Annotated in this window: 29 protein-coding genes and 1 tRNA gene; 6 read left to right on the top strand and 24 right to left on the bottom strand. The window is 60.5% G+C overall.

The window, feature by feature from the left end:
- Positions 1 to 452: 452 nt before the first annotated feature.
- The 9 genes from INR99_RS11610 to INR99_RS11570 all read right to left on the bottom strand — a co-directional run bounded on the left by INR99_RS11610 (position 453) and on the right by INR99_RS11570 (position 9,867).
- Entirely contained in the window at positions 453 to 2,078 is a 1,626-nt protein-coding gene (locus tag INR99_RS11610; RefSeq protein WP_194116505.1) for a M10 family metallopeptidase, read from the bottom strand.
- Positions 2,079 to 2,423: 345 nt separating this feature from the next.
- The gene (locus INR99_RS11605) at positions 2,424 to 4,880 is read right to left on the bottom strand and encodes a PEP-utilizing enzyme (protein WP_194116504.1); all 2,457 of its coding nucleotides are present in this window, start codon (positions 4,878 to 4,880) and stop codon (positions 2,424 to 2,426) included.
- A gap of 212 nt (positions 4,881 to 5,092) precedes the next feature.
- The gene (locus INR99_RS11600) at positions 5,093 to 6,028 is read right to left on the bottom strand and encodes a TIGR01777 family oxidoreductase (RefSeq protein WP_194116503.1); all 936 of its coding nucleotides are present in this window, start codon (positions 6,026 to 6,028) and stop codon (positions 5,093 to 5,095) included.
- A 63-nt stretch (positions 6,029 to 6,091) separates the two neighbouring features.
- Positions 6,092 to 6,559 (bottom strand): DUF2269 family protein, encoded by a 468-nt coding sequence (locus INR99_RS11595; protein ID WP_194116502.1) that lies wholly within the window; start codon positions 6,557 to 6,559, stop codon positions 6,092 to 6,094.
- A 13-nt stretch (positions 6,560 to 6,572) separates the two neighbouring features.
- Positions 6,573 to 7,841, bottom strand: a complete 1,269-nt coding sequence (locus INR99_RS11590; RefSeq protein ID WP_194116501.1) for an SDR family oxidoreductase — start codon at positions 7,839 to 7,841, stop codon at positions 6,573 to 6,575.
- Positions 7,842 to 7,899: 58 nt separating this feature from the next.
- Positions 7,900 to 8,310, bottom strand: coding sequence for a thiol-disulfide oxidoreductase DCC family protein (locus INR99_RS11585; protein ID WP_194116500.1), 411 nt, complete (start codon positions 8,308 to 8,310; stop codon positions 7,900 to 7,902).
- Entirely contained in the window at positions 8,307 to 8,855 is a 549-nt protein-coding gene (locus tag INR99_RS11580; protein WP_194116499.1) for a GbsR/MarR family transcriptional regulator, read from the bottom strand. The genes INR99_RS11585 and INR99_RS11580 overlap by 4 nt, the downstream gene beginning before the upstream one ends.
- An 89-nt stretch (positions 8,856 to 8,944) precedes the next feature.
- A complete protein-coding gene (locus INR99_RS11575; protein ID WP_194116498.1) occupies positions 8,945 to 9,346 on the bottom strand; it encodes a hypothetical protein in 402 nt (133 codons plus the stop codon).
- Between the two features lie 122 nt (positions 9,347 to 9,468).
- Positions 9,469 to 9,867 (bottom strand): hypothetical protein, encoded by a 399-nt coding sequence (locus tag INR99_RS11570; protein ID WP_194116497.1) that lies wholly within the window; start codon positions 9,865 to 9,867, stop codon positions 9,469 to 9,471.
- Between the two features lie 118 nt (positions 9,868 to 9,985).
- On the opposite strand from INR99_RS11570, the gene INR99_RS11565 reads away from it, so the two are divergent.
- Positions 9,986 to 10,060 (top strand) — tRNA-Thr (locus INR99_RS11565).
- Here the strand turns inward: INR99_RS11565 and INR99_RS11560 are convergent.
- Positions 10,039 to 10,587 carry a GNAT family N-acetyltransferase gene (locus INR99_RS11560; RefSeq protein WP_194116496.1) on the bottom strand — a complete coding sequence of 183 codons (549 nt, stop codon included), beginning with the start codon at positions 10,585 to 10,587 and terminating at the stop codon, positions 10,039 to 10,041. The genes INR99_RS11565 and INR99_RS11560 overlap by 22 nt on opposite strands.
- Positions 10,588 to 10,735: 148 nt before the next feature.
- On the opposite strand from INR99_RS11560, the gene INR99_RS11555 reads away from it, so the two are divergent.
- On the top strand, positions 10,736 to 11,155 hold the full coding sequence (locus tag INR99_RS11555) for a globin family protein (RefSeq protein WP_194116495.1): 420 nt from the start codon (positions 10,736 to 10,738) through the stop codon (positions 11,153 to 11,155).
- Between the two features lie 26 nt (positions 11,156 to 11,181).
- Here INR99_RS11555 and INR99_RS11550 read toward each other — a convergent pair whose 3' ends face one another.
- Positions 11,182 to 11,976 carry a TatD family hydrolase gene (locus INR99_RS11550; protein WP_194116494.1) on the bottom strand — a complete coding sequence of 265 codons (795 nt, stop codon included), beginning with the start codon at positions 11,974 to 11,976 and terminating at the stop codon, positions 11,182 to 11,184.
- A gap of 95 nt (positions 11,977 to 12,071) precedes the next feature.
- On the opposite strand from INR99_RS11550, the gene INR99_RS11545 reads away from it, so the two are divergent.
- Together INR99_RS11545 and INR99_RS11540 are read left to right on the top strand one after the other, a co-directional pair.
- Positions 12,072 to 13,025, top strand: coding sequence for a TerC family protein (locus INR99_RS11545; RefSeq protein ID WP_194116493.1), 954 nt, complete (start codon positions 12,072 to 12,074; stop codon positions 13,023 to 13,025).
- Between the two features lie 163 nt (positions 13,026 to 13,188).
- The gene (locus INR99_RS11540) at positions 13,189 to 13,653 is read left to right on the top strand and encodes a methyltransferase family protein (protein WP_228098264.1); all 465 of its coding nucleotides are present in this window, start codon (positions 13,189 to 13,191) and stop codon (positions 13,651 to 13,653) included.
- Here INR99_RS11540 and INR99_RS11535 read toward each other — a convergent pair whose 3' ends face one another.
- Both INR99_RS11535 and INR99_RS11530 read right to left on the bottom strand, forming a co-directional pair.
- Positions 13,654 to 14,076, bottom strand: a complete 423-nt coding sequence (locus tag INR99_RS11535) for a hypothetical protein (protein ID WP_194116492.1) — start codon at positions 14,074 to 14,076, stop codon at positions 13,654 to 13,656. It abuts the gene before it with no gap.
- A gap of 115 nt (positions 14,077 to 14,191) precedes the next feature.
- Complete coding sequence (locus tag INR99_RS11530) at positions 14,192 to 15,253, bottom strand: DUF475 domain-containing protein (RefSeq protein ID WP_194116491.1); 1,062 nt, start codon at positions 15,251 to 15,253, stop codon at positions 14,192 to 14,194.
- A gap of 161 nt (positions 15,254 to 15,414) precedes the next feature.
- Between INR99_RS11530 and INR99_RS11525 the strand changes: the two genes are divergently transcribed.
- Positions 15,415 to 16,272, top strand: a complete 858-nt coding sequence (locus INR99_RS11525) for a PIG-L deacetylase family protein (RefSeq protein WP_194116490.1) — start codon at positions 15,415 to 15,417, stop codon at positions 16,270 to 16,272.
- A 262-nt stretch (positions 16,273 to 16,534) separates the two neighbouring features.
- Here INR99_RS11525 and recQ read toward each other — a convergent pair whose 3' ends face one another.
- The 11 genes from recQ to INR99_RS11470 all read right to left on the bottom strand — a co-directional run bounded on the left by recQ (position 16,535) and on the right by INR99_RS11470 (position 25,205).
- Positions 16,535 to 18,322 carry a DNA helicase RecQ gene (recQ, locus tag INR99_RS11520; protein WP_308431484.1) on the bottom strand — a complete coding sequence of 596 codons (1,788 nt, stop codon included), beginning with the start codon at positions 18,320 to 18,322 and terminating at the stop codon, positions 16,535 to 16,537.
- Positions 18,323 to 18,395: 73 nt separating this feature from the next.
- Complete coding sequence (locus INR99_RS11515; RefSeq protein ID WP_194116488.1) at positions 18,396 to 18,623, bottom strand: hypothetical protein; 228 nt, start codon at positions 18,621 to 18,623, stop codon at positions 18,396 to 18,398.
- 66 nt (positions 18,624 to 18,689) lie between these two features.
- On the bottom strand, positions 18,690 to 19,475 hold the full coding sequence (folE2, locus tag INR99_RS11510) for a GTP cyclohydrolase FolE2 (protein ID WP_194116487.1): 786 nt from the start codon (positions 19,473 to 19,475) through the stop codon (positions 18,690 to 18,692).
- A 102-nt stretch (positions 19,476 to 19,577) separates the two neighbouring features.
- The gene (fliR, locus tag INR99_RS11505) at positions 19,578 to 20,366 is read right to left on the bottom strand and encodes a flagellar biosynthetic protein FliR (RefSeq protein ID WP_194116486.1); all 789 of its coding nucleotides are present in this window, start codon (positions 20,364 to 20,366) and stop codon (positions 19,578 to 19,580) included.
- A gap of 7 nt (positions 20,367 to 20,373) precedes the next feature.
- A complete protein-coding gene (fliQ, locus tag INR99_RS11500) occupies positions 20,374 to 20,643 on the bottom strand; it encodes a flagellar biosynthesis protein FliQ (RefSeq protein WP_194116485.1) in 270 nt (89 codons plus the stop codon).
- Positions 20,644 to 20,645: 2 nt separating this feature from the next.
- Complete coding sequence (fliP, locus tag INR99_RS11495; protein WP_194116484.1) at positions 20,646 to 21,395, bottom strand: flagellar type III secretion system pore protein FliP; 750 nt, start codon at positions 21,393 to 21,395, stop codon at positions 20,646 to 20,648.
- Positions 21,392 to 21,817 carry a flagellar biosynthetic protein FliO gene (gene fliO, locus INR99_RS11490; protein ID WP_194116483.1) on the bottom strand — a complete coding sequence of 142 codons (426 nt, stop codon included), beginning with the start codon at positions 21,815 to 21,817 and terminating at the stop codon, positions 21,392 to 21,394. Before fliO ends, fliP begins: the two co-directional genes overlap by 4 nt.
- A gap of 2 nt (positions 21,818 to 21,819) precedes the next feature.
- A complete protein-coding gene (gene fliN, locus INR99_RS11485; protein ID WP_194116482.1) occupies positions 21,820 to 22,260 on the bottom strand; it encodes a flagellar motor switch protein FliN in 441 nt (146 codons plus the stop codon).
- Positions 22,253 to 23,272 (bottom strand): flagellar motor switch protein FliM, encoded by a 1,020-nt coding sequence (gene fliM, locus INR99_RS11480; protein WP_194116481.1) that lies wholly within the window; start codon positions 23,270 to 23,272, stop codon positions 22,253 to 22,255. The genes fliN and fliM overlap by 8 nt, the downstream gene beginning before the upstream one ends.
- Before the next feature lie 44 nt (positions 23,273 to 23,316).
- The gene (locus INR99_RS11475) at positions 23,317 to 23,874 is read right to left on the bottom strand and encodes a flagellar basal body-associated FliL family protein (RefSeq protein WP_194116480.1); all 558 of its coding nucleotides are present in this window, start codon (positions 23,872 to 23,874) and stop codon (positions 23,317 to 23,319) included.
- Positions 23,875 to 24,047: 173 nt separating this feature from the next.
- Positions 24,048 to 25,205: a flagellar hook-length control protein FliK gene (locus tag INR99_RS11470; RefSeq protein ID WP_194116479.1), complete on the bottom strand. Its 1,158-nt coding sequence runs from the start codon at positions 25,203 to 25,205 to the stop codon at positions 24,048 to 24,050.
- Positions 25,206 to 25,289: 84 nt separating this feature from the next.
- Between INR99_RS11470 and flhB the strand changes: the two genes are divergently transcribed.
- On the top strand, positions 25,290 to 26,441 hold the full coding sequence (flhB, locus tag INR99_RS11465) for a flagellar biosynthesis protein FlhB (RefSeq protein ID WP_194116478.1): 1,152 nt from the start codon (positions 25,290 to 25,292) through the stop codon (positions 26,439 to 26,441).
- Positions 26,442 to 26,444: the final 3 nt, after the last annotated feature.

Raw genomic sequence — 26,444 nt, 5'->3', positions numbered from 1 at the left:
CCGCCAGACACTGCTACTCGCTTGGCATTGAGCAGCACTCCGGACGGCCTTACCTCGCGATTCCGGTCAGCAATGCGCTGGTCGATTACGAGGAGTATTACGCGCTCAGCCCGGCACAGTACCAGCAGTTTCTGGCCAGCCCAGAATCGGCTGCAACCTTTGCCGATGCCTGCCGTCACCGGCAAAACGATGCACTTTGCTCCAGCCCCCCGGCAAGCTACGCTGGCCGTAGCCAGTGTCCAGCCATAGAGGCGTATTGCCTAACGGCGTTGGGGCAATCCATCCCCCTGCTGTATAACAAAAGAGCCGGCAAAAATCCCCTGAATGCTCGGAGCAAACCGCGACCTGAAAAATCAATACCTTTCTCTTGGATTTCCATTCTTTTTTTCTGCCTTCGCCACGAAAAATGGCCAACAGGCTGTTTATCAACAGCCTGTTGGGTCTCAAGCGGCTTAAAGCAAGAAAGAACTCGAAGTCAGGCTGCCTACCCCTGTGAGCTGAATTTCAAACTCGGCACTACTATCCGCATCGGTATTACCGTACAAGATCCCGTTCGCAAATCGGATTTGTCCAGCATGAGTAAACGCATTAGTGCCGATGAAACTGAAGGCTTCGTTCACAACCGTGGCAGTATTGGCATCCAATGTTGAAAGATCGATTTTGTCCCCTTCCACCGACTTGAAGTCGCTTATCACGTCACGACTGCTGCCGCTCAGAATCTCCGAGAGTGCGTTGAAGTCGAAACGATCCGCTCCCGCGCTGCCGGTGAGGACATCCTTACCTGCCCCCCCAATGAGCACATCATTCCCCGCTCCACCGTTAAGTGTGTTGTTACCCGCATTGCCGGTGATGATATTGCTCAGCCCATTACCGATACCGGAAATTGCCCCAGTGAGCAGAGTCAAGTTTTCCAGGTTGCTGCTGCTACCCAAGGTGTAGCTAATAGCACTCAGGACTGTGTCGATACCCGTGACGCTGGTTTCGCCGATGATCATGTCAGAACTGGAATCGACATAATAGCTATCATTACCGGCGCCGCCATTCATGCTGTCCGAGCCTACCCCGCCATTCAGCGTATCGTTACCATTATTTCCGACCAGCAGATCATTCCCGGCATTTCCGGACAACAGGTTTGCGGCAGAATTTCCTGTTAAATTATCATCAAATACAGAGCCTCTGGCATTTTCAATAACGCACCCATAAGCAATAGCCAAGCAATCATTGACATATGCCTTCTCATTCCAGAAAGTTTTACCGATACTACTAAACTGACCAGCATTCAAATTGATCGAGACTGAACCCGATTGATTACCGGCATCGATCGTATCAACACCACCACCATCCCAGATGGTTTGATAAATCGAGACATCCTTCGCCCATGAATATGTAGTATTACCCGAGTTGAAACTCATGTTTTTCCCATACATGAGTTGAATAGCGGCAATATCATCAAGCATTGGTGTCGTAGGAAAAAACCCCGAACCTACACCGTCCTCCGCTGAATCGCCTGCATGATCGCGATAAGACATCACGCTATATTTTAGTTGATCATGCAGCTTGCTTCCCCAATACGCCCCATCATGAGGGTGCTTCAACCCCAACGCATGCCCCAGCTCATGCATATAAGTTTGTCCTGCATAGTTACCAGCAGCGGGTGATTTGTATACAGGATTAGGGCCAATCCAAATATCCCCCTCTTCCGCCCCGCCGGAATATGGGAAATATGCGAAAGCCGTAGGATTGTGGTCAGCACTATTCGAATTCAGCCAGCGAATATCGCCAGCGCCAGCTTTGCTGTCCGCAACTTGCGTAAATTTGATATCTGCCACGGACGACCATGCGTTCAAGGCCATCGTCGCCGCAGTTTTTTGTGCGCTGTTAAACGCAGGCTTTGTCACAAACTGATTCCCATAAGAAATCGCATCCGCGCTAGTAACAAAACTGTACGTCAGACTGACTCCCGTGCCCAAGGGGCCGCCCCACTTGCGTCCGAAAAGAAGCCAGTTATAGCCCAGTTCTCCCTCAGAGAAAGAGGACACATTACTGATTGAAGCATGAACACCATCACGAGCAGCCATTAATACCTTCCCCTTGCGTTTAGATGTTGAAATTTTCGTTGCGAAGCACGCTGACAATATTACTTACTCGCAGTAGAAATTTGCAAGAATTTACGCGCAAGAAAACACAAGAAAAATCCAGAACTAATCGCTTCGACAGTTCGGGGCAGGCGAGAAGTAACTCATCACCTCCAGCTGAACCTCCCAACTTGGCAGTGACATGCCCCGTTTACAGCGGCACGTAGTTCAGTCAATCCGAAGCGCACTACCTCAGGCGATCGTAGATCGCCGCCGCTCTAGTGGCACCGCACCATGCGAGAGCGGCCACCTCGACCTCCTGCTCCCTTGGTAGCGCACCGCTGGGAGCTACAGCAAAACCAGCCCGCCTGCGGTCAGCCTTACCCTTGCCCCTAGCCAGTTTTCCGGCACGTCCGCCCAGGCCAGCGCCGGGATTTTCAGCTCGCGCAGCATGGTCGCGCCGTGCGACAGCAGGCCGCCGCTGCGCGTGACCACGCCGCGTGCCTGCCGGTAGTACGCGAAAAGGCCAGGGTCAAGCGCGTCAACCAGCAGGATGTCTTCGCCCAGCACGCCTTCGACCTCGCCGGGCGACAGCTGCAGCGCGCCATCGGGGGTGTCACTGCGCCCGCCGTGCTGCCAGAAGCCGCCCAGCTCGCCGCGCACGGCGCTCACCGGTGCAAACCAGTGCTCGCGCTGCGACGCCGGAAAGGCATGGTGCAGACGAAAGAACAGCAGCATCAGCCGATCGCGAAACTGCTCGCGCGTTTGCAGGTAATAGCCGCGCATACCCGGCAGACCGAACTTGTGCGCGAGCCGCAGCGGCCACGACCAGCGCGGCAGCGTGGCGAGCTCAACGGCGGCCACTGCCGGGCGCGCTGTCGCCGGGTCGGTTTCCCAGGGCAGGCGGTGCGGCCCGTGCTGCTCATTCTGGGTTTGCGGGCGCCCCAGCCAGGCGCCGCCGCTGCTGGCGATCGCCGCGCCGATGCACAGGTTCTGCTGCACCAGCCAGGTGTAAAAGCGCATCAGCCAGTTCGCCAGCCGCTTGGCCTGTCCTTCATCGTCCAGCGGATTGGCGATCAGCGCGTCGAGTTCAGCCTGCCAGCGCACCAGACCGGCATCCAGACCATCGAGCGCGCGGCGGCTGGCGATGAGCATGCGCAGCAGCACCGGCAATGCGCGCAGCCAGCGCCAGGGCCGCGCCGGCAGGCGCGGCACGCTGCCGCCAATTTCGCGCGCCAGCGCGTCCCCCGGAATCCCCCAGTCCGCCAGCCGCGCCAGAAACAGCTCGGCGTTGATGTAGCTGGCATCGGCATGCAGCGCAGTGAACGGCTCGGCGTCGTCCAGTGCACGCGCATCCCAGCGCGCGTAAACCTGCGGAATGCTCGCCGCCGCCTGCCTTTGCGCGGCCTCGATCAGCCGGCTGGGCTGTAGCGGCAGAATTTCGCCGATATTGGCATTGGTCAGCCAGCGCCGCCAGCCGTAGCGTGTTACCGGGCGTGCCTGCAGCAGCCACAGCTGCCTGCCGTCCCACGCCCATTCGATGTCGAGCGCCTGGCCGTGAAAGCAGCGCACCACCGCCTGCAGAAAATCCCACAGCACGCGTTCGCTCAGTGCACTGCCGCCCAGCACGCGGCGCGATGGCCGTTGGCCCCACTCGCCGCCCAGCTTTGAAAAACGCAGCCGTTGCGGCTGCACGCGGCCATCGACCAGCGCGGACAAATGACCGTCCACCCAGTCGATTTCGGCCGCCAGACCGCGCGCGAAGGCTACTCCGGAAAGGGTTGGTTCGATCATGCACTGCACGACCACACTGGCCAAGCCTGCCGCGTGCAGGCGGTCGACGTGCTCGGGAACATCGGCAGCCGGCACGCGCAGAAAGCTGTCGTGGCGGCCGGCGTTGGCGCAATCGATGCCGTCTTCGTCGTCACCCGACGAGCGCACCGCCCAGCCCTGCGGCGCCTCACGATCCGCCAGCCCCAGCCACACCGCGAGCCGCGGCCGGTCAAAACCGGGGCGCAGCACGCGCAGCGCCGGCACCGGCAAGCCAGCGACTTGGGCCAGCAGCAAGCGCCCGCCCTTGCTGTGCGCGTTGAAACCCGCGTCTTCCCCTCCCCTCTCCAATTGCGCAACGAAGTCGGCCGGACATTGCCAGAACGGGTAGTGCCCCCAGTCAGGCTTGAAGGTCACGGCAAGCGTGCTGCGGCACAGCACCGCCTCCCAGGCGGCGGCGTGCTGCGCGCCGATCACGCCGTCTCGCCCGCCCCACAGCAGCTCGATCGGATCGCTAATCTGGTCGAATAGCGTCAGCGCATTGTCCGGGCGCACCCAGCGGAAATACGGCGCAAAGGCGCGGCAGCGCGCATAGCCATTGCCAATCCGCCGGTAATCGGGGCTAAAGTCCGGCAGGGCAAACTGGCGCGAAAACACGCGGGGGCATTTCGCCAGCGGCAAAAGGCCGGGCAACTGCATCAGCCTTGGCAGGCGGCGGCGCCACAGCGCGACGCCAACCGGCGACAAGAGCACCGTGCGGCTGAAATGGCCGGGCTGGCGCACCAGCAGGTGCAGCACCGGCAAGGCGCTGATGCCGGTGGCGACAATTGCGTGGCCGGGCTCGGTCTGCGCCGCCAGCGCGTCGGCCAGAGCGGACAGCGAATCCGGCAACTCGGAGGTATTGCTACCGAACCCAGGCAGTTCGATGGCTACCGCCTCATACTTGGCGAAGTATGGCAGCACGTCGTCCCACCAGTCGGCCGCGCTGCCGTTACCGGCCAGCAGGTAGAGCTTGGGGCGTGGATCAGCATTCATGATTGACTCCTTGTTGACGCATGCCGGCACAGCCGGCCCCGTCACCCCGGTCTCGGGGCTTCGATGATGTTCAGGAGAACTCAAGCGGCGATGCCGTGCCCGTCATGCCGGCGCAAGCCGGTATCCAGCGACCTTGTAAATGCAGCCACTGGATTGCAGCCAGCGCCGCAATGACGGGCCGCAGGGGATTCACCGGCCTGCCAGCCGAATGACTATCGGCTGTTCAGCTGATCGCGCAGCGCGCTTTCCATCTCGGGAAAGGCAAACCGGTAGCCGGCCTCCTGCAGGCGCTTGGGCACCACACGTTGGCCACGGGTGAACAGCGCCCCCATTTCGCCGGCGAGGCCATCAATCAGCCACGCGGGGGTGACAAACCAGTTCGGCCGGTGCAGCAGCTTCGCCGCCAGCGCAGCGAATTCACCCTGCGTCAGCGCCTGCGGTGCAGTGAGGTTGTAGGCCCCCTGCAGGGTACTATCGGCGATCGCGCGGGCAATCACCGCCAGCACGTCGTCGCGGTGCACCCAGCTCATCACCTGCCTGCCGTCGCCCATGCGCCCGCCCACGCCCAGTTTGAAGGGCAGCAGGAGCTTCGGAAACGCGCCGCCGGGGCCGAACACCAGACCAAGGCGCAGGCGCACCACGCGCACGCCAAAGGCTTCAGCCTTGATCGCTGCGGCCTCCCACTCACGGCACAGCTGCGCCTGGAATTCACCGGTCGGTGAATCGGCGCTTTCATCAATTTCCTCATTGCCACGGCAGCCGTAGTACCCGATCGCCGAGCCATTCACCAGCACGGCCGGCTTGTGTCGCGCGCGGGCCAGCCAGCCAAGCAGTCCTTCGGTTGTACCGACGCGGCTGGCGAGCAGCGCCAGCTTGCGCGCGGCCGACCAGCGCGGCCCGACCACCGGAGCACCGGCCAGATTGATGATGGCGTCGAAATGTTCTTTCTCTCCCAGCTGATCCCAGCGCGCAAACGCTCCGACCCTCCCCGTGAACTGGGCGATGGCCTGTTGCGGGCGGCGGGAATACAGCATCACGGTATGGCCAGCCTGCAGCAGCAGCTCGACCAGTTCACGGCCGATGAAACCAGTGCCTCCAGTGACCAGAATGCGGGCAGCAGGCAAGGCGGTGAAAGGATTGCGGGTCATGGGCAGTTCTCCGGACAGAGGGTTTCCAGACATTACAGAATAGTGGGTTGCACGCCGTGGTGCTTACACCGGTTTGGCTACCATCAGCCAGTACACGATCAACAGGCCGCCAAAGGCTGGAAAACCCAGCAGCGTCCAGATTTTCTCATAGCGCCAGTAACGTGGCGGCAGCGCGGCACCGGCGGTATTCGCCTGCAGGGCCATGTCGCGCATCTGCAGTTGCAGCCACACCACGGGCAGCCAGCAGGCACCGGCCAGTGCGTACAGCGCCAATGCGGCAACAATCCAGAATGAATCCAGAGGGTAGCCGGCCAGCCGGATCATCAGCCATCCGGACAGCGGCTGGATGATGACGGCGGGCGTGGTAAACCACCAGTCGGCACGCACCACCCAGCGGCTGACCACCGCGATGGCCGCGACATTGCCGCTGCGGTTGGCAACAAACAGGTAAAACGCGGTGCCAAAGCCAGTGCCGAACATCAGCGTGGCCGAGAGGATGTGCAGCCATTTCACGAGCAGATAGTGTTCCATGATGGTCTCCAGCTTAGTGTGATTGGGAATTGGTTCGCCCCAGCACCGCCAGCAGCAGGCACAGCGCCAGCACCGGCAGGTTTTTCAGCAAGGGGCCAAAGGGATGCAACAGGAATTCGGGCAGGCGCAGCGCGATGATCGCGCTGTAGCCCAGCACCAGCGAACCTTGCGCCAGCCACAGGCCGCGTCGGGGATAAACGACGCTCGCCACGCCGAAAACCGTATCGAGCGCGACCGCGCCATAAAAGACCAGCGGCTGGACAGCGGCCGGCACGCCGGTGGCGCCCAGCAACTGATAACTGGCCTCGCGCGGCCAGCCCCACAGGCTCACCGCAGCGGTGCCCAGCCAAACGCTGGCCAGCGCCAGCCGCATGATCGGCAGCAGCCAGCGCAGTTGCGCGTTCAGCCGCACGGCATCGGGCTGATTCCAGCGGCACGCGCCCGGCTCGCGCCGCAGCAAGGCACGCAAGCCCGCCACATCGGCCGCACAGCCCTGGCGCAGCATGGCCAGGCTCTCCGGCCCCAGCAAACACCCAGGCAGGTATTGCCCGATAGCCGCTGTCCAATTTTGGCTCAAGGCCGATACCCTGATGACTCTTGCCTTCGGCAGGCCCATGTTCCGGCGCAGCAGCGCCAGATACTCGCCCAGGCCCAGCGCCTGCGGGCCGACGGCATCGACGCAGCGCTGCGGCGGTGCGTCGTTCTCAATCAGTTCAAGCAGTGCATCGACCACATCGGCAAGCAGCACCGGCTGCACCGGCCGGCAGCCAGCCAAATCTGGCAACAGCGGCAGGCTGGCCAGCGCGGCGAATTGCCTGCTGCTGCGCCCATCATCGGCCAGCACCAGCGACGGGCGAACGATGCGCCAGTCCAGCCCCCGCGCCTGCAAGACCTGCTCCGCCCTGCCCTTGCTGCGCCAGTACTCAGTCACCGCATCCGGCGCCGCGCCCAGCGCGGAAACCTGCACCACACGCCGTACGCCGGCTTGCGCACACGCTTCAAACAAGCAGGCCGGCGCGTGCTGGTGAATCTGCGCAAAGCTCGCGCCGGCCGACTCGCGGAAGATCCCGACCGCGTTGACTACCGCGTCGACACCTTCCAGCCAGGGCAGGCAATCGGCGGGCGAAGCCACCCGCGCAAAATCACCCGCCACCGCCTCGCAGCCGACAGGCACAGGGGCCGGGCGGCGCTGCAACAGCACCGGCCGATGGCCGCGCTCCAGCAGGCGCCCTACCAGCGCCGCACCGATCAGGCCACTTGCTCCACACACCAGAACCCGCATGGCGTTCTCCTTCATGCTTCTTGCATTCTTTTATTTCTGTCGAAACAGAAACAACAAATCACAAAAAATCGCCACGACACACACCGCCCTCGCAACGCGCGGGGGGATCGCGGCGCATGCCTAACCAGCCGCTAACGCGCTGGCGGTTATTGGCCAGCAACAAATAGGCACGGCTCATCAGCGGGCGCAGCGGGCGCCACACCAGCAGTGTGGCCCACACGCGACCATGGCCGATGGCGCGGTAGATTGCCGCAATCGCATCAATGCCCACCAGCCAATTGCCGGAGGCGTCGCGCACATGCAGGCGCGTCAGCATGTCCTCGACGCTGACGCCGGCCGGCGCCACGAAATCCGCCGCGCTGGCGTCGACCAGCGTCAGCGCGCCCTTGCGGTCCAGGCGCTTCAGGCGATGGATTTCCGCGCGGCACAGCGGGCAGGCGCGGTCGTAATAGATGGTGTAATGCCTCATTTCTGCTCCTCGTCATTGCCAAACATCGCCGCCAGCTGGCCGAGCTTGCTGCCCATCTTCAGCAGCTTGAGCACAACACCGGGAGGCAAGTGCTTGAAGTCGTCATAACCGGACAGCAGCAGCTCCAGAAACTCGAGCACCTTGTCCATCTTTACGCGGGTGGCGGCTTCGATCAGCGGATCACTTTCGGCCTCGATCGCGCATTCGCGCAGCACCGAGAGCGTCGGGTCCAGCTCGCGGCGCTTGCGCTCCTCGGTGATCAACCGGAAGATTTCCCAGACGTCCTGCAAGGCAACAAAATGATCGCGCCGGTCACCCAGCACATGCTGCACGCGGATCAGCCCCCAGGACTGCAGTTCTTTCAGGCTGTTGCTGACATTGGAACGCGCCACCCCCAGCGTCTCGCAGATGTCCTCGGCATTGAGCGGCCGGTTGGCCAGATACAGCAGCGCATGGATCTGTGCGACGGTGCGGTTTACCCCCCAGCGGGTTCCCATTTCCCCCCAGTGGAGGATGTATTTCTGCATGGTAGGACTGAGCTGCATTGCCTTTCCTTAATTTCTGTCTTTACAGAAATTAAAATACAAAGTAGCGCACAATGCAAGCCTCACACACAATCACCCAACAACGTGAATCAGCCGTCGACTTCCAGTTCGAGCTCGTCCGGAGCCGCATTACCGGCCGGTGGCAGATCCTGCGCCAGGGAAATGACCGAGGCCACCACCAGACACTGGCTGCGCGCGCTTTGCAGTGTCAGTGTGTAATTCCCACTCTCATCCTCGAAAGCCCAGATGAAGTCGTCAACATCACGCCAGCCTTGCGCTCCGGTCTTGCGCTGCAGGGTTTGCACCAGTTCGTCCAGCGGTGTTGGCAGGAAAAAAACCAGCTGGTGCTGCCCACAGGCATTCGCCCCAGGTGTCTTGCCCTCGAACAGGTAATCCAGCCGCTGTTGCAGCCCTGCCAGATCATTGACCCGCCCAAGCCGCCGCATACGGGCAGCCTGCAGCTTCTGCCGTATCAGTTCCGCACTGCTCATTTTGACTCATCCTCATCCGCCTGGATCTGCCTTGGATCCAGTTTGTAAGGAAGTCTCTGGTAGACCCGCGGGACGGTCAATAGCCGTGTGTCCGATTTCACTTGCGGTGGATCAATGGCAGTCTAAGTGGTGGACAGCCCTTGTGCGTGCAGCCACGCCAGTGCTTCATCGATCGTGTGACTATTGCGGTAACGCGCCAGGCTGCCCGCCTTCTCCGCGATGGTGCGAACCATGAGCTCATGGACCAGCGAAGGCAGAATGTCCGTCACGGCAAGCAGGTCGTGTCTGGCGGCATCGGCAAAGAACGCCCACCACGCGTCGAGCGCGTCCGGGGTTGCCCCGCCCCACTCGCGCAGATCACTGAGCATGCCCCACGGCCGCCCGCCGCGCTGCTGCCACTGGCCACGGACACTGGCATGCAAGGCTTCGCTGGCCTGGCGATTCCACTGGCCGAAATAGCGCACCACCAGCACATCGCCTTGCCAGTAGAGATCGAATTGACCATGTTGCTGCATTTGCATGATGACACGGGGACTAATGAAAACAGATCGTGCTGCCAGCCTAGAACATGTGCTTTCGCTTGCCAAACCGCAGCAACCCCGTATAATCGCGGCCTTCTTGCAGTGTCACTGCAGTGTTGCCGTTGTAGCTCAGGGGTAGAGCACTCCCTTGGTAAGGGAGAGGTCGCGGGTTCAATTCCCGCCAACGGCTCCACTCCCCACGCTCGCATCCTCTGCGATGCGGCACCCCAGAATCAGCAAATCCCGCTCCAGCCCATCCAGCACCGCCACCCGCGGCAGCATCCCCCAAGTCGTAAACCCCGCCTGCTCGAACAACGCAATACTCGGCCGGTTGTGCCCGAAGATAAAGCCCAGCAGGGTATGCAGGCCCAGAGCCGGCGCCGCACGCAGCGCCTCATCCAGCAACCAGCGCCCCAGCCCCTTGCCACGGGCACGCTCATGCAGGTAGATGCTGACCTCGGCGGTCCCGGCATACGCGGGACGGCCGTAAAAGCTGGAAAACGACAGCCACCCCAGCAAACCCGCCCCATCCTCGACCACCCACAGCGGGCGCTCGGCGCACTGGTGCGCGGCAAACCAGGCCTCACGGCTGGCAACCGTGACGGGTTCGGTATCCGCAGTCACCTGTCTTGATGCCACCGTACTGTTGTAGATCGCGACAATCTCGACCAAATCCGCAGGTCTCGCTCCGCGCACTTTCAGGCGATCCCAGTCCCTCATCGTTTGCACACTCCATGGCAATCACACTTGTTCCACACGATCGTAACGTAGTAACTGATGCAACCGCAGTGCCGTTTACCCTGATCGGCACACGGCAAAGCCAGGTACGCTGGCTATAGTTGGAGCTCCGCACAAGGAGGCACAGCGCATGAGCATTTCACCGCGACAAATCGAGCTGATCAGGCACAGTTTTCATCAGGTCGAACCGATTGCCGACAAGGCTGCCGTCATTTTTTACAACAAGCTGTTCGAATATGCGCCGGAAGTGCGCCCCCTGTTCAAGCGTCCGATCCCGGAGCAGGGAAAAATGCTGATGGGGGCACTGAAGGCCGCCGTCAACGGCTTGAATGATCTCGACAAGCTGGTCCCGGTATTGCAGAGCATCGCCGCCAAACATGTGCAATATGGCGTCAAGCCCGAACACTACACCCCGGTCGGCAATGCCCTGCTGTATACCTTGAAAACCGGTCTTGGCGAGCAATGGACTCCCGAATTGCGCCAGGCCTGGGTGGATGTGTACCGGCTGATGGCCCACACGATGAAGCGGCACGCCTACGGCCATATCTGAACCCGCACAGCGAATTTTCGAGCGGCTCAGGGCAGCGCCAGCACCCGCCTGACATTGGCCGAGGTCACCCGGATAACCTCAGGCAACGCTAGCTGCCGCAATTGTGCCAGTTCGGCGGCAATGCGCGGCAGCTCGGCCGGCTCGTTGCGGGTAGGGGGCGGGCCAGCCAGCCAGGCAGGCGGGATGTCGGGCGCGTCGGTTTCCAGCACGATGGCATCGAGCGGCAATTCACTGGCCAGCTTGCGGATGCGCTGCGAGCCGCTATAGGTCATCGCGCCACCAAAGCCCAGCACAAAACCCAGCTTGAGAAATTCATCCGCCTGCTGGCGGCTGCCGTTGAAGGCATGCGCGATACCGCCTTTGACCCGCCATTTGCGCAAGGCCTTGAGCACCAGATCCTGGCTGCGGCGGATGTGCACGATCACCGGCAGATCCAGATCGCGCGCCAGTTTGAGTTGCGCTTCGAAAAACTGCAGCTGCCGTGCCATGTCCAGGCCGGGCACGTAGCCATCCAGCCCGATTTCGCCAACAGCCACGGGCAAGGGCGCATCATCGCGTCCGGCGAGCCAGTGCGCCAGCAACGCCAAGTCGTCGTCACGGTGCTGTTGGATATACAGCGGATGCAAGCCATACGCCGGCCAGGCGCCAAACCGCAACGCCATGGCCTGCGTCGTCGCAAAGCTTGCTGCCGTCACCGCCGGCACCACCCAGTGCCGGACCCCGGCCTCGCGCGAGCGGGCGATCACCGCGGCCAGATCGGCGGCAAACTCGGGAGCATCCAGGTGACAATGGCTATCGATTAACGTGTCGTTACAGGGCATCAGGAACCTTTCACGTTCTGGACTATCATTCGCAGTGGGCCGGCATGCCGCAGGCATCGCCGTGCCACAGACAACACAATACAGGAAATGAGCTAATGGATTTTGCACTGTACTTGCCATGGGTCGTGTTCGCCGTCGTGGTGATTACCCTGCTGGTCTTCGATCTGGGCGTGCTGCACAAGGACAGCCATGAAATCAGCGTGGCAGAGAGCCTGAAGCTGTCAGCCTTCTACATTGCCGCCGGTCTGGCCTTTGGTGGCTATGTGTGGTGGAGCAAGGGCGCGCAGGCCGGCATGGATTACTACACCGGCTTTCTGGTCGAAAAATCGCTGTCGATGGATAACGTCTTCGTGATTTCGCTGATCTTCACCGCACTGGCCATCCCGCGCGAATACCAGCACCGTGTGCTGTTCTGGGGCATTCTGGGTGCCATCGTGATGCGCGCCATCATGATCGGTCTGGGTGCCACGCTGGTGAACCAATTCAACTGGATTCTGCTGGTCTTCGGTGCGTTCCTGGTATTTACCGGCGTGAAGATGCTGTTCGCCAAGGATGAAGAACCCAGCGTCGAGAACATGAAGCTCTACCAGTGGCTGAAAAATCATCTGCGCATGACGCCCAAGCTGCACGGCAACCAGTTCTTTGTCGAAGGCAGCAGCATCGGCGAGAAAGCCGGCCGCGTCGCCACACCGCTGTTTCTGGCACTGCTGATGGTCGAAGGCGCCGATCTGGTGTTCGCGGTCGACTCCATCCCGGCGATCTTTGCGATCACCCAAGATCCATTCATCGTCTACACCTCGAACATCTTCGCGATTCTGGGTCTGCGGGCGCTGTATTTCGCGCTGGCCGCAATGGTGCACCGCTTCCACTACCTCAAATACGCACTGGCGGTGGTACTGGTGTTCATTGGCGTAAAGATCGGTCTGGTATACATGAGCATCAAGATTCCGTCGGTGATTTCGCTGAGCGTCACCTTCGGCCTGCTGCTGGCTGGCGTGCTGTACTCGCTGTACAAGACGCGCGGCGAGCCGATCCCGGAAAAGCACTGACCACATACACCTAGCCCCTTAACCCCGAAAGCCATGCGCTAGCAGGGTGAGGTGGCGATACCCACAAAGGGCCGGATTAATCCGGCCCTTCGTCATTTCGCCCCTGCCGGACAAGCCAGACAAACTCTGGCAGACTGACGCGCTCAACTCGGCGGAGCCACCCATGCTGCACGCACTGGAACTGAAAATCATGCCCATGCCGCTGACCGCAGTGGTCGGCCTGCTGATGTGGGGACTGGCTACCGCCCTGCCCGGCCTGCAGATCGTGCTTCCCATGCATGGCGTCACCGCGCTACTGCTGGCACTGGCCGGACTGCTGCTGGTGTTCGGCAGCGCGGTTTTTTTCCGTCGCGCCCGAACCACGCTGGACCCACGCCAGCCGGCCCAGGCAGACACGCTGATCACCAAGGGGCTCTTTCGCATCAGCCGCAATCCGATCTATCTGGGATTTCTGCTGCTCTTGCTGGCCTGGTTTGAATACCTGGCCAATCTGGCATGCCTGCCGCTGCTGCCGGCCTTTGTGTATTACCTGAACCGTTTTCAGATCATTCCGGAAGAGCGTGCACTGACCGCGCGCTTTGGCGCGGCGTATCAGGCCTATTGCCAGCAAGTGCGGCGCTGGCTTTGATCAGCACAGGCAACGCCCGACACAGAAACGGCTGGCGCTGCTACCCGGATACAGCAGCATGTCCACGGCAAACGACAGCACAATCCCCCCGAGCCGCCAGGCAATCTGCCGCCCATCCCGCGGCAACAACCACCCCGGCCGCTGCGGCACCATCAGCAAAGCCAGCAGCGACCACTCCAGCCAGCGCACCGGCACATAGATCAGCACATAATCCAGCAGCAGATCCCGCCCGGCCTGCGGGTGGTAAACCACGAAAATAGTCACGCCGAACACCACGCCCAGCGCCAGGCGCAGCAGGCCAAAGCCCAGCGCCCCCGATAGGGTCGCCCGACCGCGCAGCAAGCGCAGACCAAGCCCAGCCCAGGCGGCATACGCCAGCAGCTTGGCGCCCACATACAGCGCGAACTCCACACTCTCCGTCATTCCACATCTCCCGTCGCGGGACCACTGCCCCGCCCTCGATCAGCATGGCAGGCAGTAGCAGCCAAGACGGTTAGTTAGTGAATAAAGCGTGAGGCTATAAAGGCAAGCCAGGCGCCTAGCGATCCTCGCGCTGACGGTCGAGCTTGCGCTGCGGTCGTACCAGCCACGAATGGATACCCGCCAGGATGATCAATAGCGCCGCCACGCCCCCCGTGACCGCCTCGGGAATATGCAGCCGGCTGGACAGCAGCATCACCAGTGCCAGCGCCCCGATGGCCCAGAAAGCACCATGCTCGAGGTAACGGAAGGTCGCCAGCGTGCCCTTGTAGACCAGCAGCAAGGTGAACGAGCGCACGAACATGGCACCGATGCCCAGCCCGATGGCGATCAGGAAGATATTGCTGGTCAGCGCAAACGCCCCCAGCACGCCATCAAAGGAGAACGAAGCGTCAAGCAGTTCCAGATAGATGAAACCGCTCCAGCCGGTTTTCGCCGCGGCATTGTCATCCCCCATCAATGTTCCCAGACTATTGACGAGGGTATAGACCACCACCCCCCACAGACCGGCGCTTAGAAAGCGATACCCCTCACCATGTCCTTGCAGCCCGGCCAGCAGCAACAGGATCAGCAGCGTGAGCACCAGTGCGGCCATTTCCACGCGACCGAGTCTGGCCAGCACGCGCTCCAGCGGTACGAACCAGTGTTCGTCCTTGTTGGCGTCGATGAAAAAATTCCAGAACACCAGCAGCAGGAATGTGCCGCCAAAGGCCGTGACCTCGATGTGCGCCGATTGCAGAATCTGCGAATACGCCTGTGGCTGCAAAATCGCCAGCGACAGCACATCACTGCCGGACCAGCCGCCGCCTTGCAGCCAATGCCAGAGCGACACCGGCCCCGGCAGCGGCGCCATGCCGGCAATTACTGCCACAATCAGCAGCGGGAACAGCATGCGCATGCCGAATACGGCGATCAGCATGCCCCAGAGCAGAAAGCGGCGGCGCCATTTCTCGTCCCAGTGCTTCAGGACCGAAGCATTGACGACGGCATTGTCGAATGACAGGCTCGTTTCCAGCAGCGCCAGGTTGAAGGCAACCCAGACCCCGGCCAGACCGCCGACCCAGCCGGCCAGCGCCAGCCCGAGTGCGGTTACGATGAACGAAGAGCGGAAATAATGCATCAGCAAGACCAGACAGCAAAAACCGGATTATGCGCTGTCGCGGCATCGCACAGAAAGCTGATCTTGCGCAGGTCAGCGGCTTTTTAGTCCGGCAAGATACGCCTATACTCCCGAATGTTTGTTTGAACACGCTTCACGCGACCGAATACGGAGACTTCTGCATGGCCAACCCTTATCTCGCCCTAGTTGAAACGCACGCTGCCCTGCTGCAGAAAACCGATGCCCCGCTGTTTGCCGACCTCTCCAGCCTGAGCCCGGCCAAGGACAACGCCGCGGCCGATGCGCCGGTCGTGGTCATCTTCGCACCGCACCCGGACGACGAGTGCATCATCGGTGCCCTGCCGCTGCGCCTGCAGCGCGAGGCGGGTTTCCGCGTGGTAAACGTGGCCGTAACCCAGGGGTCCAACGTGCCGCGCAAGGCTGAGCGCTGGGCCGAACTGAAAAATGCCTGTGATTATCTGGCATGGGGGCTGCGCGAAACCATTCCGGGCGGGCTGGAAGCCGTCACCTGCAAGACCCGCGATGGCGATGCCGCTGCCTGGGCCGAGAAAGTTGATGTCATCGTCAAGCTGCTCAACGAGCTGAAGCCGGCCGTCGTGGTCTGCCCGAACGACAATGACGGCCACGCCGCCCACATTGGCACGCACTATCTGGTGGTCGATGCCCTGAAGAAGGCCGGTCATGCCTGCCAGCTGGTACAGAGTGAATTCTGGCGCGCGATGGCGACACCGAATACCCTGATCGGCAGCAACAGCGTCGACACCGCCGATCTGATTGCCGCTCTGGCTTGCCACGTGGGCGAAGTGAAACGTAACCCCTATCACCTGCGCCTGACTTCGTGGATGGCCGACAATGTGCGCCGCGGCGCGGAAGTGGTCGGTGGAGCGGGTGTGGCCGCTCCGACCTTCTCGTTCGGCACGATCTATCGCATCGACCGCTTCGATGGCCAGCAAATCGCGGCGACCGACAAGAAATACGTGCTGTCCGAAAACGACGACATCCGCGCGGTTCTTTCCTGACAGAGCGCAAGATCGTTGATCGCCGGCTGGGGTTTAATGAACCCCAGCCGGTTTTTTTTGGAAAAAAAAAACCGCCTCCCGGCTAGGGGAGGCGGATAAGAAAGCGTGTATTACACGCCAGCAGGTTACACTGTGAGCCCTCCGCGGGCAACTCGAAGCAATGTATGCGTCAGCCAGCAATCGCGTCAAATTGCGGCGTTAGTACTGCAACATAAATCCCGACAAATCCTGCACCTATAAGGTGTTTACCTTATAAAAAACCTCAGTGGCTCGCGGCGATGGCGCGCAAGAAGGCGTCGCCGTACTTGTCCAGCTTACGGTCACCCACTCCGTTCAGACGGCCCAGCTCGTAATGATCAGCAGGGCGTTGCCGCACCATTTCCTTCAGCGTCGCATCGCTGAAAATCACATAGGCTGGGACGTCCTGCGCGTCAGCCAGTTCCTTGCGCAAGCGACGCAGGGCCTGCCAGAGCTCGCGATCCGCCGCCGTAGCAAATTCGCTGTCGCGATCCTTGTAGCTGAACTTCTGCGTGCGCTCGCGCAGGTACAGCGGCTGCTCGCCACGCAGGATCGCGCGCGCGGCATCGGTGAGCTCCAGGCCGCCCATTCCGCCCGGCTTGAGCTGCAGTGCGCCACAGGCCAGCAGTTGCCGGTACACGGCGCGCCAGTCCGCTTCATGTACCTTGGCACCGATACCGAAGGTCGAGACGCGGTCATGAAACAACTCGCCGACCTTCTCGGTTTTCTTGCCGCGCAGCACGTCGATCAGATGGCCGACGCCAAAGCGGTTGCCGGTACGAAACACGCAGGACAGCGCCATCTTGGCCGCCTCGCTCATGTCGATCAGCTTGGGCGGATTCAGGCAATTGTCGCAGTTGCCACAAGGCTGGGCTGCTTCACCAAAGTAGGCCAGCAGCGTCTGCCGCCGGCAGGCGGTGGCCTCGCACAGGCCCAGCATGGCATCGAGCTTGCGCTTTTCCACCGTCTTCTGTTCGTCGCTGGAGCCCCCCTGCGCGATCATATCGGACAGCAGAATCACATCATTCAGCCCGTAGGCCAGCCAGGCATTAGCCGGCAGGCCATCACGCCCGGCGCGGCCGATTTCCTGGTAATAACCTTCAATCGACTTGGGCAAATCCAGATGCGCCACAAAGCGCACATCAGGTTTGTCGATCCCCATGCCGAAGGCGATGGTTGCCACCATCACCACCCCCTCCTCGCGCAGAAAGATCTGCTGATGCTTCGCGCGGGTGCTGGCATCCAGTCCGGCATGGTAGGGGAAGGCACGGATCTCCTGAGTCCGCAGCCAGGCGGCCGTATCCTCAACGCGCTTGCGCGACAGGCAATAGACGATCCCTGAATCGCCTTCGTGCTCACGACGCAGAAAAGTCAGCAGCTGCTCTTTCGACTTCTGTTTCTCGACGATGGTGTAGCGCAGATTCGGGCGATCAAAGCTGGTGATGAATTGCCGGGCCCCTTGGAGCCGCAGTTTTTCGACGATTTCCAGCCGGGTCGCATGATCGGCAGTGGCCGTCAGTGCAATGCGCGGAATTACGGGAAACTCGTCAGCCAGCACTGACAAACCGAGGTATTCGGGACGGAAGTCATGCCCCCACTGCGAAACGCAGTGCGCTTCGTCGATGGCAAACAGATTCACAGGCGCGTTGCGCAACAGATCAAGGAAATACTGCGTAACCAGCCGCTCGGGGGCGACGTACAGCAGCTTGAGATTGCCGGTGACGAAGTCGCGGATGACCTGTCGCGCCGCTTCGGCATCCAGCGTGGAGTTCAGAAAGGCGGCCTCCACGCCCAGTTCACGCAAGGCCTCGACCTGATCCTGCATCAGCGCGATCAGCGGTGACACCACCACACCGCAGCCCGGGCGCAATAATGCCGGCACCTGATAACAGAGTGACTTGCCTCCGCCGGTAGGCATCAATACCAGCGCATCCCCGCCTTGGGCGACATGGCCGACAATGGCCTCCTGCTCACCACGGAAGGCGTGGTAGCCAAAGACGTGCTGCAGGATGGAATGCGGGGTATCGATCACGGTGCGAGCCAGACAGGGGCAAGCCGGCATTCTAGACGAATGCGCCAGCGTATGCGTCGCGGACGTGCCCGCATCAGTGCGAAGTTTGATCGTTGCCTGCGGCGCCGGATTCGGCCAGTGTTTCCGCTGCCTTGCGCGCGCGGACAATTTGACCGCGGCGCTTGACCCAGAACAGCAGCCAGCTCGGCAGCACACCCAGCAAGACAAACACCAGCAAGCCGTAGATCACGCCCTTGCTGGCAATCAGCGCGGCGCTGAACATAAGGATGACGTACAGATAGCCGATCAGCAGGATATACATCGGATACTCATAAACATATGAGGCTGCAAGCCATTAATCGATTAGCCCGCAGCCACATACCCATACTTAGCGCTTGTCGCACTCGATCAGTGCGTAGGCCGAATGATTGTGGATGGATTCGAAATTTTCCGACTCGACCACGTACGCCACAATGCGTGATTCGGCATTCAGCTGCGCGGCCACATCACGCACCATATCCTCGACGAACTTGGGATTGTCGTAGGCACGCTCGGTCACGTACTTTTCGTCGGGGCGCTTGAGCAAGCCGAACAGCTCGCAGGACGCCTGCTTCTCCACCAGATCAACGATTTCCTCGATCCAGACATGCTCACCCAGCGTGGCCGTCACGGTGACGTGGCTGCGCTGGTTGTGCGCACCGTAATCGGAGATTTTCTTCGAACACGGGCACAGGCTGGTCACCGGAACCAGTACTTTCAGCCGCTGCTCGAACTGGCCATTTTTCAGCTCACCGATCAGCGATACGTCGTAATCGAGCAGGCTCTGCACCCCGGATACCGGCGCCGTCTTGTTGATGAAAAACGGGAAGCGCATTTCCAGGTAACCGGATTCGGCTTCGAGGCGTTCGCACATCTGGCGCAGGATGGTCTCGAACGATTCAACGGAAATCTGCTTTTCGTGGCTATTGAGGATCTCCACGAAACGGCTCATGTGCGTGCCCTTGAAATGCTGCGGCAGGAACACGTACATATCGAAGACGGCCACGGTATTCTGCACGCCATCACTGCGATCGGCCACCTTGACGGGATGGCGTATGGACTTGATGCCCACCTTGTTGATCGCGATATTGCGGGTATCCGGCGAGCTTTGAACGTCGGCAATCGCCACAGTCATGGCTGAATCTCCAGTCGAAAACAGGTGCCGATTATAGCCGAGCGGGATACCCGAGTAAACAAGTCGGGAATTAAGTCCGCCTATCGCGGTGACAGCCCCACCCTATCGCGCGCCCCAGCCTTTCAAGAGCAACAGTCCGGCACGGGTAAACTCGCCCAGCATGTGATCAATAAACGGCGCCACATAGGGTAGCGACAGGTACATGGCCACCAGCCCGATACCCAGCGTCAAGGGAAAGCCCACCGCAAATACATTCAGCTGCGGTGCGGCGCGCGTCATCACCCCGATGGCCAGATTGGTAATCAGCAGTGCGGCCAGCACCGGCAGCGACAGCATCACGCCGGAGCGGAAAATGGTCGATCCATACTCCGCCAGCGTCTTGAGCGCTCCACTGCCGCTTGCCGTCCCCGGTGGCAGGGTCACGAAACTTTCCAGCAGCGCACGCAGCACAACCAGATGACCATCCAGCGCCAGGAACACCAAAAGCGTCAGCAGACTGTAGAACTGTGCCAGCACCGGGGTATTGGTCGAATGCAGCGGATCATACAGGGTGGCAAAGCCCAGCCCCATCTGCAGCCCCACTAGATGCCCTGCCATCTCCACCCCGGTGAAGATGATCCGCATCAGATAACCCAGGGACACACCAATCAGCAACTCGCGCACTGCGAACAGAATGCCCTGCGGCGAGACAATGGGCTGGGCCTGCGGCGCCACGGGCAGACTGGTCGCGATCAGGATTGCCAAGAGGATGCCCAAGCCGACACGTACCCGCACCGGCAATACGCGCATGGAAAACACGGGGTCAGTCAGCAATACGCCAAATATGCGCAGAAATGGCAGCCAGAACAGCGCCAGCCATTCGTTGACCTGGGCATCGGTAAGCTGCAGCATGCCGAGCTCAACCGATCAGTTGTGGAATGCTCTGGTAGAGCCGGATGGTGTAATCCATGATGGTCTCGACCATCCACGGCCCGGCGAGCACCATCACCAGAAACGCCACCAGCAGTTTCGGAATGAATGACAGCGTGGCTTCGTTGATCTGGGTGGCCGCCTGGAAAACACTGACAATCAGGCCGGTGACCAGCATGGCCAGCAGCATCGGCCCGCCCAGCAGGACAACGACCTCCAGCGCACGCTGCACGACGGTTACGACGGATTCAGGCGTCATCGCTAGCCACTCAGGTAGAAGCTCTGTACCAGCGAGCCCATCAGCAGCGTCCAGCCATCGACCAGCACAAACAGCATCAGCTTGAAGGGCAGCGAGATGATCATCGGCGAGACCATCATCATGCCCATGCCCATCAACACGCTGGCCACGACAAGATCAATGATCAGAAAGGGAATGATGATCAGAAAACCGATCTGGAAAGCGGTCTTGAGCTCACTGGTCACAAAAGCCGGCACCAGCACCTTGAGGCTCACGTCTTCGGGCCCCTGCGGCTTGGCCGAACCGGAGACCTCAAGAAAAAAGGCCAGATCCTTCTGCCGCGTCTGCTTGAGCATGAAATCTTTCAATGGCACGCTTCCCTTGACCAGCGCCTCGTTGAAGCTGATCTTTTCTTCAGCATACGGCTGGTAGGCTTCGGTATAGATGCGGTCAAACACCGGCCCCATGATGAAGAAGGTCAAAAACAGCGAGAGCCCGACAATCACCTGGTTGGGAGGCGACTGCATCGTACCGAGAGCCTGCCGCAGCAGCGACAGCACAATCACGATGCGGGTAAACGCGGTCATCATCAGCAGAATGGCCGGCAGAAAACCCAACGCGGTAATGAACAGCAGCGTCTGGATCGGCAGCGTATAGGCGGTACCGCCCCCGGTACCGGGCGCCGCCGTCATGAACGGGATACCGGGATCGGCAGCAAAGCCAGCCGGGGCAAGCAGCAAGGCTCCGAGCAGCAGCCAGCGCATGCGCATCATTGCACCCCCCCCTTGCGGCGGACAATCGCCTGCTGCAACCACAGGGCAAACGGAGGAATCGCTTGTTCGGGCTGATGCGCATCTTCGGGTTTGGGCAGCGTATGCAGCAGGTTTACCTGCTCCGAGGTGACGCCCAGCACCAGCCAGGTCTCGTTGAGCTCGACGATCACCACCCGCTCGCGCGTACCGACCATCACCCCGGAAACCACCCGCAGTCGCCCTTGCGCAGAGCGCGGCAACAGTGAAAAGCGCCGCATCAGCCAGGCCCCGACCACGATCAGTCCCAACACGATCGCCAGCGCTAACACCACCTGCAGCAGCGCAGCAACGCTGCCGCCACCACTCGTACCCAGAACCGGGGCGGAGGCGGCGGCGCGGGCAGCCGAGGGCAGCGCCAGCAGCAAAGCCAGACAGCGGATCATGCTTATTTGTGCAGCCGGCGGATGCGCTCGGCCGGGGTAATGATGTCGGTCAGACGGATACCGAATTTTTCATTGACGACGACCACCTCACCCTGAGCAATCAGACAGCCGTTAACCAGCACATCCATCGGCTCGCCGGCCAGCCCGTCAAGTTCAACCACGGAACCCTGCGCGAGCTGCAGCAAGCTGCGGATGGCGATTTTGGTACGCCCCAGCTCGACTGTCAGTGCCACCGGAATATCGAGAATCATGTCGATATTGTTGGGCGTGGCCGCTCCAGACGGCTTGGCATCAAAATTCTGGAATATATCGGCAGGCTGCGGGGTTGCACTTGTGCTCTGACTGGCCGCATCTGCCGTTTCCTGTTCGGCTAGCGCAGCCGCCCAGTCATCCATGACCGAATCGGCGTCGTCCTGGCTCGCTGCGTCGTTATCTTCAGCCATTATTCTCTCCCTGCCCCTGCTGCTCCTCGGCACCACCCAGCAGTTCGCTGGTACTGAGCAGTTTGTTCACCTTCAGGGCGTACTGGCCGTTGAGAATACCATATTTGGCTTCCAGCACCGGCACCCCATCGACCTCGGCAATGATGGCCTCGGGGATGTCCAGCGAAATGACATCGCCGGTTTTCAATCCCAGGATGTCTCCGAGCGTAATCGTCGCAGAACCGAGATTGGCCACCAGATCGACCTCGGCCTGCTGGACCTGCTTGCGCAACAGCGACAGCCAGCGGTTATCAGCCTCGATACGGTCAGCCTGCATGGTGCTATAGAGCAGATCGCGGATCGGCTCGATCATCGAATAGGGAAAGCAGACATGGAAGTCACCACCGCCTGCGCCGAGCTCGATCTTGAAGGTGTACGCCACGACGACTTCGGTGGGAGTTGCGATATTCGCAAACTGGGTATTCATTTCCGAGCGCACATAGCCAAATTCGCACTCGAATACCGGTTTCCAGGCTTTCTGGTACTCCTCGAAAACCACTTCCAGCAAGCGCTGGATGATGCGCTGCTCGGTTGGCGTGAAATCACGTCCCTCAACCCGTACATGATAACGGCCATCGGAGCCAAACAGGTTATCGACCACCAGAAACACAAAATCCGGATCGAAAATGAACAGCCCGGTGCCGCGCAGCGGCTTCATGTGGATCAGGTTCAGGTTGGTCGGCACAACCAGATTGCGGATGAACTCGCTGTATTTCTGCACGCGCACCGGCCCCACCGAAATTTCGGCATTGCGGCGCATGAAATTGAACAGTGCGATACGCAGATTCCGGGCAAAACGCTCGTTGATGATTTCGAGCGTCGGCATCCGCCCGCGGACAATGCGCTCCTGCCGGCCGATGTCATAGTCACGGACAGCCGAAGTATCGACGGCTTCGTCGCCTTCGTCCTCTTCGCCGGTCACACCGCGCAGTAGCGCGTCGACCTCTTCCTGGGAAAGGATATCGTCTGCCATGACGGAATTACTTCAGATAGCCGCTGGTAGGGTACTAGATCGGTTTATTGGTACAAATATTTAGTGAAATTCACGCTGAGGATGCCTTCATCCTTGCCCTCCGCGCCAAGAATCTCGTTGATCTTCTCACGAATCTGCCGAGCCAGCTCTTCCTGCCCCTTGGAAGTACGCACCTCTTCAATGGTTTTTGATCCGATCAGCCGGATAACCGCACTCTGGATCTTCGGCTGGTAATTTTTCAGCTTGTTTTTGGTTTCTTCGTCCGGAATTTCGACGAAAATTTCCACACTCAAAACCGACTCGGATTCGCCAGTCAGATTGACCGTAAATGGCTCGGCCTGCAGTTTTTCGAAAATCGGGGGATGCTCGTCATGAGCATCCTTCTTTTTCTTGTCCTTGTCCTTCTTCTTGCCTTCGTCATGCCCGCCCTGAGCCTCCGCAACGGCCTCATCGGCGCCACCATCAGCAGGCTTTGCAAAAATGAACCATGCAAGCAAACCACCAACGGCAAGCACCGCCACCAGCAGTACAACCACTAGAATGACCAGCAGCTTGCCCTTCTTGGAAGGTGCTGGTGCAGCATCGGTTTTGGCATCGGACATGGGTCACCCGTTATTCATTGCACACCGGCATCGGCGCGGATCGGACTGGACAAACACAAACGAGCCGCAACAGAAAAACCTGATACGGCTCGTTGTTTATAAAACAAAAGCATTATTGAAACAAGCAGTAAGGCGCCGCAGCTCAGGTAAAACCTGAGTCTGCCGACTACTGATCAGGCGTAAAAACTCACCCCGGAACGAGCAACCGGCACTCTGAGCTCGCCAATTACAGGAAGCGTATGGTTGCCAGCAACGCCATCACGCTCGGCAAAAGTGCCACCAGAACGGGGCGCACCACCCTGATTCGATTGGGCTTGCTGCTGAGCAGCTTGCTGCTGGTGCTGCTGGAGACTGTCACTAGCCACCTGCACATCGGTTAGCTGGATCCCCTGATCGGCAAGCAACGCCGTCAGCCTTGGGGTCGCGGCTGCCAGCGCCTCGCGAACGGCCGCATGTTGCGACGTAAATACAACACTGGCCTGCTCATTACCCAGGGTCAGCTTTACTTCCATTGGCCCCAGATGCGGGGGATTCAGCTGCATGTCGATCTGTTGCTCCTTGCGCCCCAGCATCATCCCTACCCGCTGCGCCAGCGCGTCACCCCAACCCTTGCTGCCAACCGGTTCAGCCAGATGGTTGACCTGCCCGGGCTTGAGCGGGGCGTGCGCGGACTCTCCCGCTTCGCTCTTCTGCGCGCCCGAAGCACCAGCCAGCATCTCGGCAAAACCGGTCGCTGCGCCAGCAGGCGAAGTTCCATCCGGCAATTCTTCGTCTAGGCCAGCGGCAAGGTTTGCCGTCACCGCACCCGTCACCCCTGCTGCCGCCTCTGCAATCAGTCCACCATTCCCATGTCCTGCAAAAGCCGGCGCAAGGAGCGCGGACAGCCCCTCGCTGGACTTTTCCTTCGCCGCCGATGCGCCTGCTTCAAGCGGAGAAACGGTCACAGCAAGCGGGTGCTCGGTCGTCACGGTCAGTGCTGCGGGCGCAGCCATCAGCACAGGTGTTGCTTCAGCCCCATCCTCGATCACAGGCGGCACAGACATAGGTACCACCACCGTCGGGGCTGGCTGCACGGCCGGCACCAGCCCCAGCATGGCAAGGATTGCCGCATCTGCGCCCGCCCCTTCATTCGGCGCAGACTTGGCTTGCTCCTGTTCGCCTGAGGCCGCCTGCCCGGCCCCATCCCCGCGCGCTCGCGCATCGACTCGCGACGACAACTCCTGTTTGAATGCGCTACCGGCAGCCTCATCCACAGCCCCCTGGGCTCGGGGTGACTCCACCGGCGCTTTGGCGGATGGGGCGACACTGACTATGTTGATCGGCAACGACATGGCTCACCTCAAAAAAACGCTTCGCCAATACCAAAGCAAGTATGATGCCAAGCAGTTTCGCAACTCCCTCGCCCCAGACCCGGCATGGCAGAAGACTCAGACCTCGAACGCACCGAAGAACCCTCGGCGAGACGGCTTGAAGAAGCCCGCAACAAGGGGCAGATTCCGCGTTCGCACGAACTGACTACCTTTGCGACCCTGATGGCGGGGATGATGATGGTCTTCATGCAGGGTCCAGCCATCTATCAGATGCTGCTCCAGGTCATGCGGCGCACCTTCAGCTTCAACCGTCAGCAGCTACAAGAACCACAACTGTTGCTGGAATTGTTTATCGAACTGACTCGTACGGCACTGTTCGCACTCACGCCGGTCCTCGCAGCAACAACACTGGCCGCCATTCTCACCCCCCTGATGATCGGCGGCTGGCTCTTCACTTTCGAGACACTCTCACCCAATTTCGGCCGGATGAATCCGGCCTCCGGCATCGCCCGGATGTTCTCGACGCGCAGCGTGGTCGAAATGATAAAGACCATACTCAAATCCGCATTGATCGGTGGCGTAGCCACATTCGTACTGTGGAAGGAAAAAGAACAATTCATCGCCCTGATCACGATGCCGCCGGACACGGGGTTTCTCTATCTCTGGGAAATGATCCGCTTCACCCTGCTCAGCGTCGTCGGCGCCATGGCCGTGATTGTCCTGATCGATGTGCCCTTCCAGCTGTGGGATTACTACAAGGGACTGCGCATGACCAAGGAAGAGGTCCGGCAGGAAGCCAAGGAATCGGAAGGCGACCCGCAGGTCAAGGGGCGCATCCGCCAGCTGCAACGGGAAGCGGCTCGCAAGCGCATGATGGCCGAAATACCCAAGGCCGACGTGGTAGTCACCAACCCGACACACTATGCCGTCGCCCTGCGCTACACCGAAAACATGCGCGCGCCACAGGTTGTCGCCAAGGGAGCCTTCCTACTTGCCGAACGCATCATTGACATCGCCCGCGACAATAAGGTGGCAGTGATCCGCACCCCGCCCTTTGCCCGGGCGCTCTATCACCACGCGGAACTGGGGGCTGAAATTCCGGCTGCGTTGTATACTGCTGCCGCTGAAGTACTGGCCTACATCTACCAGCTCAAGCTTTATCACCGCTATGGCGGTGTCGAGCCAACCCTGAACGACAGCCTGCCCGTCCCGGTCGAGCTGGACCCGGAAGCCGCCGCGCCGCCAGAACAACCGTAACGA

The organism is Chitinilyticum piscinae (assembly GCF_015223195.1).
In the GTDB taxonomy this organism is placed as follows: domain Bacteria; phylum Pseudomonadota; class Gammaproteobacteria; order Burkholderiales; family Chitinibacteraceae; genus Chitinilyticum; species Chitinilyticum piscinae.
Note: the sequence above shows the minus strand (reverse complement) of the source record. Positions and strands in the feature narration are given on the sequence as shown.

Bases quoted from the DNA above. Each gene is read 5' to 3' on its own strand.
- INR99_RS11610 (WP_194116505.1), bottom strand. From the start codon at position 2,078: ATGGCTGCTCGTGATGGTGTTCATGCTTCAATCAGTAATGTGTCCTCT.
- INR99_RS11605 (WP_194116504.1), bottom strand. From the start codon at position 4,880: ATGAATGCTGATCCACGCCCCAAGCTCTACCTGCTGGCCGGTAACGGC.
- INR99_RS11600 (WP_194116503.1), bottom strand. From the start codon at position 6,028: ATGACCCGCAATCCTTTCACCGCCTTGCCTGCTGCCCGCATTCTGGTC.
- INR99_RS11595 (WP_194116502.1), bottom strand. From the start codon at position 6,559: ATGGAACACTATCTGCTCGTGAAATGGCTGCACATCCTCTCGGCCACG.
- INR99_RS11590 (WP_194116501.1), bottom strand. From the start codon at position 7,841: ATGCGGGTTCTGGTGTGTGGAGCAAGTGGCCTGATCGGTGCGGCGCTG.
- INR99_RS11585 (WP_194116500.1), bottom strand. From the start codon at position 8,310: ATGAGGCATTACACCATCTATTACGACCGCGCCTGCCCGCTGTGCCGC.
- INR99_RS11580 (WP_194116499.1), bottom strand. From the start codon at position 8,855: ATGCAGCTCAGTCCTACCATGCAGAAATACATCCTCCACTGGGGGGAA.
- INR99_RS11575 (WP_194116498.1), bottom strand. From the start codon at position 9,346: ATGAGCAGTGCGGAACTGATACGGCAGAAGCTGCAGGCTGCCCGTATG.
- INR99_RS11570 (WP_194116497.1), bottom strand. From the start codon at position 9,867: ATGCAAATGCAGCAACATGGTCAATTCGATCTCTACTGGCAAGGCGAT.
- INR99_RS11560 (WP_194116496.1), bottom strand. From the start codon at position 10,587: ATGAGGGACTGGGATCGCCTGAAAGTGCGCGGAGCGAGACCTGCGGAT.
- INR99_RS11555 (WP_194116495.1), top strand. From the start codon at position 10,736: ATGAGCATTTCACCGCGACAAATCGAGCTGATCAGGCACAGTTTTCAT.
- INR99_RS11550 (WP_194116494.1), bottom strand. From the start codon at position 11,976: ATGCCCTGTAACGACACGTTAATCGATAGCCATTGTCACCTGGATGCT.
- INR99_RS11545 (WP_194116493.1), top strand. From the start codon at position 12,072: ATGGATTTTGCACTGTACTTGCCATGGGTCGTGTTCGCCGTCGTGGTG.
- INR99_RS11540 (WP_228098264.1), top strand. From the start codon at position 13,189: ATGCTGCACGCACTGGAACTGAAAATCATGCCCATGCCGCTGACCGCA.
- INR99_RS11535 (WP_194116492.1), bottom strand. From the start codon at position 14,076: ATGACGGAGAGTGTGGAGTTCGCGCTGTATGTGGGCGCCAAGCTGCTG.
- INR99_RS11530 (WP_194116491.1), bottom strand. From the start codon at position 15,253: ATGCATTATTTCCGCTCTTCGTTCATCGTAACCGCACTCGGGCTGGCG.
- INR99_RS11525 (WP_194116490.1), top strand. From the start codon at position 15,415: ATGGCCAACCCTTATCTCGCCCTAGTTGAAACGCACGCTGCCCTGCTG.
- INR99_RS11515 (WP_194116488.1), bottom strand. From the start codon at position 18,623: ATGTATATCCTGCTGATCGGCTATCTGTACGTCATCCTTATGTTCAGC.
- folE2 (WP_194116487.1), bottom strand. From the start codon at position 19,475: ATGACTGTGGCGATTGCCGACGTTCAAAGCTCGCCGGATACCCGCAAT.
- fliR (WP_194116486.1), bottom strand. From the start codon at position 20,366: ATGCTGCAGCTTACCGATGCCCAGGTCAACGAATGGCTGGCGCTGTTC.
- fliQ (WP_194116485.1), bottom strand. From the start codon at position 20,643: ATGACGCCTGAATCCGTCGTAACCGTCGTGCAGCGTGCGCTGGAGGTC.
- fliP (WP_194116484.1), bottom strand. From the start codon at position 21,395: ATGATGCGCATGCGCTGGCTGCTGCTCGGAGCCTTGCTGCTTGCCCCG.
- fliO (WP_194116483.1), bottom strand. From the start codon at position 21,817: ATGATCCGCTGTCTGGCTTTGCTGCTGGCGCTGCCCTCGGCTGCCCGC.
- fliN (WP_194116482.1), bottom strand. From the start codon at position 22,260: ATGGCTGAAGATAACGACGCAGCGAGCCAGGACGACGCCGATTCGGTC.
- fliM (WP_194116481.1), bottom strand. From the start codon at position 23,272: ATGGCAGACGATATCCTTTCCCAGGAAGAGGTCGACGCGCTACTGCGC.
- INR99_RS11475 (WP_194116480.1), bottom strand. From the start codon at position 23,874: ATGTCCGATGCCAAAACCGATGCTGCACCAGCACCTTCCAAGAAGGGC.
- INR99_RS11470 (WP_194116479.1), bottom strand. From the start codon at position 25,205: ATGTCGTTGCCGATCAACATAGTCAGTGTCGCCCCATCCGCCAAAGCG.
- flhB (WP_194116478.1), top strand. From the start codon at position 25,290: ATGGCAGAAGACTCAGACCTCGAACGCACCGAAGAACCCTCGGCGAGA.